This is a genomic window from Anaerotruncus sp. 80 (genome assembly GCF_009936115.1).
Classification (GTDB): Bacteria; Bacillota; Clostridia; order Peptostreptococcales; family Anaerovoracaceae; genus Senimuribacter; species Senimuribacter intestinalis.
This window is the reverse complement of the sequence record NZ_QWES01000001.1, coordinates 412,927-421,525: the sequence shown is the minus strand read 5'-3', so window position 1 is coordinate 421,525 and position 8,599 is coordinate 412,927. Positions and strand designations below refer to the sequence as shown.

The 8,599-nt window shown below is 46.4% G+C and carries 5 protein-coding genes; 4 read left to right on the top strand and 1 reads right to left on the bottom strand.

The window, feature by feature from the left end:
- The first annotated feature begins 254 nt into the window (after nucleotides 1-254).
- Nucleotides 255-746, top strand: a complete 492-nt coding sequence (locus tag D1155_RS01950) for a pyridoxamine 5'-phosphate oxidase family protein (protein ID WP_160200722.1) — start codon at nucleotides 255-257, stop codon at nucleotides 744-746.
- Nucleotides 747-810: 64 nt separating this feature from the next.
- Here the strand turns inward: D1155_RS01950 and gpmI are convergent, their stop codons facing one another.
- A complete protein-coding gene (gpmI, locus tag D1155_RS01945; RefSeq protein WP_160200741.1) occupies nucleotides 811-2,328 on the bottom strand; it encodes a 2,3-bisphosphoglycerate-independent phosphoglycerate mutase in 1,518 nt (505 codons plus the stop codon).
- A gap of 95 nt (nucleotides 2,329-2,423) precedes the next feature.
- On the opposite strand from gpmI, the gene addA reads away from it, so the two are divergent.
- The 3 genes from addA to D1155_RS01930 all read left to right on the top strand — a co-directional run bounded on the left by addA (nucleotide 2,424) and on the right by D1155_RS01930 (nucleotide 8,203).
- The gene (gene addA / locus D1155_RS01940) at nucleotides 2,424-5,891 is read left to right on the top strand and encodes a helicase-exonuclease AddAB subunit AddA (RefSeq protein WP_160200721.1); all 3,468 of its coding nucleotides are present in this window, start codon (nucleotides 2,424-2,426) and stop codon (nucleotides 5,889-5,891) included.
- Entirely contained in the window at nucleotides 5,884-6,741 is an 858-nt protein-coding gene (locus D1155_RS01935) for a patatin family protein (protein ID WP_160200720.1), read from the top strand. The genes addA and D1155_RS01935 overlap by 8 nt, the downstream gene beginning before the upstream one ends.
- 124 nt (nucleotides 6,742-6,865) lie before the next feature.
- Nucleotides 6,866-8,203 carry an MATE family efflux transporter gene (locus tag D1155_RS01930; protein ID WP_243150980.1) on the top strand — a complete coding sequence of 446 codons (1,338 nt, stop codon included), beginning with the start codon at nucleotides 6,866-6,868 and terminating at the stop codon, nucleotides 8,201-8,203.
- Nucleotides 8,204-8,599 lie beyond the last annotated feature (396 nt).

Here is an 8,599-nt window from a genome sequence, read left to right as displayed (position 1 = left end):
GGTAACTTAACTTTAACACAAAAATGAGATCTTGCAATTTTTTTATTCAGTTGTAACACATCTATTGTAAACCTACACTTTACTAAGCTGTCGGAAAACTTATGGACTTGACTCCTGCAGATTTTTGTGGTATTTTTACTTATATAGAAATGAGATTATTTACCGCCGGGTAACGCTTTTTATTCACGCCGTTAGGCCTTAGAAGGAGTGAATGGGAAGCGGTATTTTTTTTAAAGAAAGGAAAGGTTATTTGTATGTTTAGAGCAATGAGAAGAACGAAACAGGCGATGTCTTTTGCGGACAGCGAGGTAGTATTAGCGCGAAATACTGCAGGCGTTTTAGCTGCAGCAGGCGATGATGGTTATCCTTACGCAGTACCGCTCAGCTATGTGTATGCGGACGGCAAAATTTATTTCCATTGCGCAAAGGAAGGACACAAGCTGGATGCAATCTCTCGCTGTGAAAAAGTATCTTTCTGTGTTATCGATACAGATCAGGTGGTGCCGGAAGAGTTCACGACTTATTTTCGCAGTGTTATCGCTTTCGGCAAAGCGAGAGTGCTGGATGATCCTGCTGAAAAGAGGGCAGCGCTGGAAGCGCTGGGAAAGAGATATTCTCCTGATGAAACGCCAGAGGCATTGGCAAAGGAAATTGAAGGCTCTTTTAAACAAGTCACCATGGTTGAGATTACCATCGACCATCTGTCTGGCAAAGAGGCAATTGAATTCGTGAAACAGAAAAAGTAAAGTAAAATATAATCTAAAAAACGAGGTATCGCCCTGAAGGACGACCTCGTTTTTCATCACGGTGTTATTTAATCAGACTTTTTCCGGTCATTTCCTCCGGAATGGAAAGCCCCATCAGGCGCAGCATAGTCGGCGCGATATCGCACAGCCTGCCGTCATCTGCCAGAGGAACCGGATTTTCAGCGATATGTACAAGGGGTACGGGATTCAGCGAGTGGGCAGTGACCACGTTGCCGGCATCGTCAACCATGCAGTCGGCGTTGCCGTGGTCTGCAGTCAGCAGAATCTGTCCGCCTTTGGAAAGTACAGCATCGACGATTTTCGGCACGCACACATCGAGGGTTTCGATGGCGCGGACAGCCGCCTCCATGATACCGGTGTGACCGACCATATCCGCATTGGCGAAGTTGAGCACAATACAGTCGTACTTGTCTGCTTTAATTTGTTCCAGCACTCGTTCTGTTACCGCAAGAGCGCTCATTTCGGGTTGAAGATCATAAGTCGCCACTTTTGGAGAAGGCACCAGAATCCGGTCTTCACCGCTGCAAGGCGCTTCTACGCCGCCATTGAAGAAAAAAGTTACATGGGCGTATTTTTCGGTTTCGGCAATGCGAAGCTGAGAAAGCCCGAGAGAAGCGATGTAGTCGCCGAAGGTGTTCTTTAGGGTCTGGGGCGGGAAAGCGATTTCTACGCCCGGCATAGTAGCGTCATACTGGGTCATGCAGACATATTTTAAATTCTTGATGGTCTTTTTGCGAGGGAAGCCATCGAAATCGGGATCTGCAAAGGCACGGGTGATTTCTCTTGCTCTGTCCGGACGGAAGTTAAACATAATCATAGCATCGCCGTCGTTCACTGTGCCTGCGCCAGTGACGGTGGGCAGAACAAATTCGTCGTTTTCGTCTCTCTGATAAGCTGCGTCTACTGCACTGCAGCCAGTAGCGGCAGAAAGACCCTGACCAAGGGTCATGGCATCGTAAGCTTTTTCTACTCTGTCCCAGCGCTTGTCTCTGTCCATGGCGTAATATCTGCCGGAAATGACAGCGATTTCGCCGATTCCAAGCTGGCGCATGTGGTTTTGCAGTGCTTCGATATACTGGTTGGCACATCTTGGCGGAACATCGCGTCCGTCGAGGAAGCAGTGGACCAGCACCTTGGAAAGTCCTTTCTTCTTTGCCATGGTGAGAAGGGCAAAGAGATGACTGATATGACTGTGGACGCCGCCATCGGAAAGAAGCCCCAGAAGATGCAGCGTAGAATCGTGGGAAAGGGCGTGATTCATCGCGGCGTTTAATGCTGGATTTTCAAAGAAATCCTCATCCTCAATAGATTTTGTGATCCGGGTAAGCTCCTGATACACGATACGGCCTGCGCCGATATTCAGGTGTCCCACTTCGGAATTTCCCATCTGTCCTTCGGGAAGCCCTACGGAAAGACCGCTGGCTGATAAACTGGTCTTCGGATATTTTGAAAAAATCATATCCAAGTTGGGCGTTTTAGCGGCGGCAATGGCGTTGCCAGCCCTTTCAGGGTTGAGCCCAAACCCATCTAAAATCATCAGCATGGTTGGTCTATTGTTTATATACATAAATTCATCTCCGTTTCTAAGATTCTTTCTTCATTATAGCAAATTTTTTGGTATAATGGAATAAGCAGTGATAAAATATGGAGGCAGATATGGCTTGGACCAAAGAACAGCAGCTGGCAATCGACCAGCGTGATAAAAATATACTGGTAGCAGCAGCAGCGGGCTCGGGTAAGACTGCTGTTTTGGTGGAGCGCATTAAAAAACTTGTTATAGAAGAAGGCGTGCCTATCGATCGGATGCTGATTGTAACTTTTACCAATGCGGCGGCAGCGGAGATGAAGGAGAAAATCCGCAAAGCACTCATCGAAGAAATCGATAAGGCGCCAGAGCAGGCAGGTAAGCTGAGAGAACAGCTGGCGCTGCTTGCAAGAGCAAATATCAGCACTTTCCACGCCTTTGCCCTGGATGTCATTCGGCGCTTTTTTTATCAGGCAGAGATTGAGCCAGGCTTTTCCATCTGCGATGATGCGCAGAGGACGATTCTTAAAGAAGATGCTATGGATTTGCTGCTGGAAAACTGGTTTGCAGCGGATAGCGAGGAGTTTTACGGATTTCTTAACTGGTATTCCGGCGACCGTAACCAGAGTAAAATCCGCACGATTTTGGAAGAAGCATATAACGTGCTGCAGTCTCTTCCTTATCCGTGGCAGTGGCTGGATGAAAAAATTGCGCAGCTTTCCATGAATGAAGAGGAAATGAAAGCTTCACCTCTGATGGCGTATATCTGGGATTTTATTGAGGAGTCTGCAGAAAAGGCGCTGGAATACGCACAGCGCAGCGCTGATCTGCTGGATGAGGCAGGTCTTTGCCGAATGGCAGAAAAGGTTGCTTTGGAGGAACTGCCTCAATATCAGCATATTGCAGCGCTTGCTGAGCAGAAAGCCTTTGAGGAATTGGGAGAAGCAGCGGCGGCATTTAAGAGTCTGCGTCTGACTGCAAAAAAAGATGAGAAAGAGGACTATGCCCTGATCAAAGAGCAGGTTGCAGCATGCCGAAAGAAAGCTGCTTCTTTGATCGATGAAATGCAGAAGACCTTTTTCCTTGCGCCTCTTTGCGAGCAGGTTATGGAAATGAACAAGACTGCGCCGATGGCGAAAACTTTGCAGAAGCTGCTTCTGGATTTTGACGGAATTTTTAAAGCGGCGAAGGCAGAAAAAAAGCTGGTGGATTTCAACGATATTGAGCATTTCTGCCTGGAAATTCTAAAGGAGCCCCAAGCAGCAGAGTTTTACAGAAACAAATTTCAGTATATTTTTATCGACGAGTATCAGGATACCAATATTTTGCAGGAAGAGATTATCTCCAAGATTAAGCGAGAGAATAATTTGTTCATGGTAGGCGATATTAAACAGAGTATCTACAAATTCCGACTGGCAGAGCCGGAGATTTTCAAAGAGAAGTATATCAGTTATGGAAAAGAGAACGCAAATTCCATTAAAATTGATCTGAATAAAAATTTCCGAAGTAAGCCGGTGATTCTGAAAGAAATTAACAAGATTTTTACAGGTGTTATGGAGGACTATAATGAGGAGGCAATGCTCTATCCTGGTCTTGACTACGACGGAGAATACAGTTATCTGCCTGAGGTCAAGGTAGTGGATGTTGCCACAGTGGACGCAGGCGATGAAGAACTTGCTAATTTGAAAAATGCCGAAATTGAAGCCCTTGCCGTCAGCCGGATCATCAAGGAAAATCTGGGAAAACGGTTTTATGACCATAAGGCAGGCAGGGAGCGGGAAATCTGTCTTCGCGACATCGTAATCCTCATGCGCGGCGTGCGAAATTATGCCGATGTATTTTATCAGATTTTAAAGCAAAACGGCATTGAAAGCTTTGTGGATGACAGCGAGGGCTACTTTGACACGATGGAGATTAATGTGTTCATGAATCTTCTATCGGTAATAGACAATAAAATGCAGGATGTGCCATTAATCAGCACACTTCACGCTGAAATTTTTGGTTTTTCCTCTGAGGACTTGGCGCTGATTCGTGCAGCCCACAAGGAGGGAACCTACAGCCAGGCTTTTTCGGCTTACGCAGAGAGCGGAGCAAATCAGGAACTTGCACAAAGGTGCAGAGAGGTTCTTGCAAAGTTAAAAGAATGGAAAACCATGGCAACATCGTTGCCCCTTGGAAAATTTATCTGGAATCTGCTTTTGGAAACCGGATACTATGTCGAAATCGGCGCCATGCCCAGCGGTACGCAGAGGCAGGCAAACCTTCGTGCGCTGGTCGATAAGGCGGAAAGCTACAGTAAGGATAGACAAAGCTCCCTTTACAGCTTTGTCCGGTATATCGAGGCGGTGAAGCAGCGAAAAGTCTCCATGGGGCAGGTAAAGCTGGTGGGAGAAAACGACAATCTGGTGCGCATTATGACGATTCATAAAAGTAAAGGGCTGGAGTTTCCTATGGTTATCGTCAGTGGCATGGGTCGCAGACTCAATTACACCAAGATGGGAAGCGGCATAACGTTGCACAAGGATATTGGTGTCGCAATGACTCTCAGCGATTATGAAGGCCACTGGTACAAACAGACCCTGCTTCAACGGCTTTTGCAGAAACAGGTCCATAGAGAAGAGGTGCAGGAGGAAATCAGAATTCTGTACGTGGCTTTAACCCGCGCAAAGGATATTCTCTATATGACGGGAACGGTTAGGGATGGAGAAAAGTTCCTTGCAGCCAGGGAAAGCGCTATGGGAGGTGATTCTATGTACCTGTCCATGGCAGATCAGGCTTCTTCGCTGGAAATGATCAATGCCAATCTGCTTTCAGGTGGGCAAAGTGAGGAGCCGATATATTTTGTAAATCCGATGAGTCAGGCTATTTATGACGGAGAGGTTTCGGAGGAAGAAGGATTGAGGGTCTTGAGAAAACTGGATTTCTTCTATCCTTATGAACATGCCAGGAGTCTGAAATCCAAGTACTCGGTTACAGAAATCAACCGAAAGGCAGAGCTGCTGGAGTCCTCCTTTGTGGAAGAGCTAGCGGTGCCGAAGTTTCGGCAAGGTGAAAAAAAGCTTACTGCAGCGGAGCGAGGTACTGTATATCATGGAATTATGGAGCGAATTGACTTCGCAGCGGCGGCCAGAGAGGGCATAGATTATCTGAAAACTGCTGTCGCAGAAATGATAGAGCAGGAAATTTTTACAGCGGAAGAAATTGCAGCAGTAAGGCTTTCGCGGATTACGGACTTCTTTGAAAGCGAACTGGGAAAGCGCTGCGCAAAGGCGTTTGCTGCGGGTAGTCTGCAGAGAGAAAGACCGTTTAACCTGCAGATGGAGATGGATGGAGAAAATGTTATCGTGCAGGGTATTATTGACTGCAGTTTTGAAGAGGAAGACGGTCTGGTACTGTTTGATTATAAAACCAACTGGATTGATAGAGAAAAGCCTTTTGAACAGGAAGCGGACAGACTGCGGCAGATGTACAGGCAGCAGATTGCCATTTACTGCCGCGCGCTTGCAAAAACTTATGGAAAGCCGGTAAAGGAAGCGTATCTGTATTTGTTTGGCGCCGGCTGCGGTATTGAGATGAAATTGGAGGGGAAGTATGAGTAAAGGACTGGTAATTGAAGGAGGCGGCATGCGTGGGATCTTTGCCGCCGGTGTTTTAGATTGTTTTTTGGACGCAGGAATTCGCTTTGATAACGTCATCGGCGTGTCGGCAGGCGCGTGTCACGGATGCAGCTATGTGGCAGGACAGAGGGACCGGGCGCTTGCAGTCAACCTGAATTATCTCGATAGAAAAGAATACTGCAGTCTGCATAGTTTGCGGACGACAGGAGACTTGTTTGGGGCTGAATTTATTTATCATACGATTCCAGAGCAGCTGTATCCAATTGATAACGATGCGTTTACTGCAAGCGGAATTAAATTTCAGCCGGTAGTCACAAATTGCGTAACTGGTGAAGCTGAATATCCTGTGGTGGGAGATATGTTTCGCGATGTGGAATGGGTGAGGGCGTCGGCATCGCTTCCTTTTCTTGCCAATATGGTAGAAATCGGCGGCGGGCTTTATATGGACGGTGGCATTTCGGATTCTATTCCACTGGCGCAATCCATCCGGCAGGGAAACGAAAAGAATATAGTTATTCTTACAAGACCCAGAGATTATCGAAAAAAGCGGACAAATGGCATGCTGCTGAAGGTGATGAAGCGGAAATACAGGGATTATCCGAATATGGTTGCGTCTTACGAAAAGCGGGCGCAGACTTATAACCAGTCACTGGAACTTGTGGCGGCTGAAGAAGAGACCGGAAGAGCTTTTGTGATTGCACCGATGGGGGATTTGGATATAGGAAGAACAGAGCGGAACCCAGAAAAAATGAAGAAGGCTTACCGGGAAGGGTATTACGTGACGGAGGGTCTTTTGGAGAAATTACAAAAATATTTGCAGGAAAGTGTATAATTTCCCTCTTGTACAGCAGGAGGCTATGGGTTATACTGGTAATAGAATAAATAGAAAACGGGTGAGTACCTACCGTATGCAGGCTAGTCTTGTATACGGTTTTTTTGAGAGGAGGGCGAAAGTTTTGGAAGAAAGAATAACGAATGAAAAGGTTTTTCTGATTCTGGTCAAATTCAGTTTGCCTTTAATTCTCAGTGGTATTTTGCAGCAGCTGTACAGCTGGGTAGATGCGTTCATCGTAGGGAATGTAGAAGGTGAAAATGCACTGGCTGCAATCGGCGCGACGGGTGTAATCATCGGATTTTTTGTCATGGTGATGACAGGTTTTACGGGTGGCCTTGGCATTTTATTTGCGAGAAAATATGGCGCAGCAGAAACGGACCGGCTTTCTGCTATTTTATCTACCTTTCTTTTTGCGGTCGGCGGGGTGTTTCTGGTTCTTTCCGTGGCGGGAGTAGCCCTGTCAGGAGCGATGCTCAGACTTCTCAATACGCCTGCTGAAATTTTTGTGTTGTCAGAGCGGTATTTGCAGCTGAGTTTCATTGGCATTCCTTTTCTAGCAGTATATAATGTGTATTTTGCGGCACTTCGCGCAATTGGCGATAGCAAAGCACCTTTTTTTGCGATTCTGCTTTCTTCGGCGGTTAACTTCGTGCTGGATGTGCTTTTCGTGGCGGCAATGGGCTGGGGCGTTGTCGGAGCCGCGCTTGCGACAACGGTGGCACAAATCTTGATGACGATATTTATCATTTGCTATGCCGCAAAGAAACACTCAATGCTGCGTTTTTCTCTTTCTCGCGGAAGGACGCTTGTGGATAGAAAAATGCTGAGGGAAGGACTGCGACTTGGAATTCCACCGATGATTCAAAGCAGCGTCAATGCTCTTGGAAATATGGTTTTGCAGAATTTTATGAATGGTTTTGGCACGCAGACGGTGGCGGCAATTACGACAGCATACAGAGTGGATACGGTGGCGCTACTTCCGGTGGTACATATGGGGACTGCGATTTCGACGATGGCTGCTCAGTCTGACGGTGCAGGTGACAAAAAAAGAATTTTTCGCTTTTTTAAGGCGGGGACGGCTCTGGCGGCGGTTATCTCCGTGGTACTGACGCTGTTTGTTGTATTTATGGGGCAGTACCTGGTGTCCATGTTCGGCGTTGGTGAGGAAGCCGCGTTGATTGGCGGCAATTTCTTCCGCAGATTTGGCTGTTTCTATCCGATTTACGGACTTTGCATGGCATTTCGCGGCGCGCTGGAAGGTATTGGTGATGTGGCATATTCCAGTGTCATTGGTATTGTTGCGCTGATTTCACGTATTATCATGTCCTACACACTGGTCGGACTTTGGGATAATATGGTCATCGCTTATGCAGAAGGGTTGTCCTGGTGCGTTATGCTGGTGCTGTACTTTGTGCGGTTTGCGGTAAAGCGGAGAGATCTAGGTGTGCAGGGCAGGTAAATAAGGCGTGCGAGATGAGGAGAGGAGACTAGACTTTAACCTAAAACGGATTTTTGATAAAAAAGTGTATAAGCGGATGCCCAAATCTTAACCGAAAACTAGAAAATACTAAAAAAATGTATAAGAATGATGCGAGGGATTCTCTTTCATACTTACAAAGATGTCTGCTGAAGTGATTTTTAAGCAGAAAACTTGCTTTTTTTGCAAGGTTAATGGAGATTTACGAAGCATCTTGCAAAAAATGTAAGACATGCGAAGGGAGAAGCCGATGTATTTATACACTTTTTTAATAAAAACACAATTTGGGTTAAACTTATCCTACTGGAGTTAATCAAAAGAGGACTGCGAAATGCAGTCCTCAATTTTGTTTTTGGAATATTGTTTGCTCGGGCAGGA

Coding starts and splice junctions, on each gene's coding strand:
- D1155_RS01950 (WP_160200722.1), top strand. CDS start 255: ATGTTTAGAGCAATGAGAAGAACGAAACAGGCGATGTCTTTTGCGGAC.
- D1155_RS01935 (WP_160200720.1), top strand. CDS start 5,884: ATGAGTAAAGGACTGGTAATTGAAGGAGGCGGCATGCGTGGGATCTTT.
- addA (WP_160200721.1), top strand. CDS start 2,424: ATGGCTTGGACCAAAGAACAGCAGCTGGCAATCGACCAGCGTGATAAA.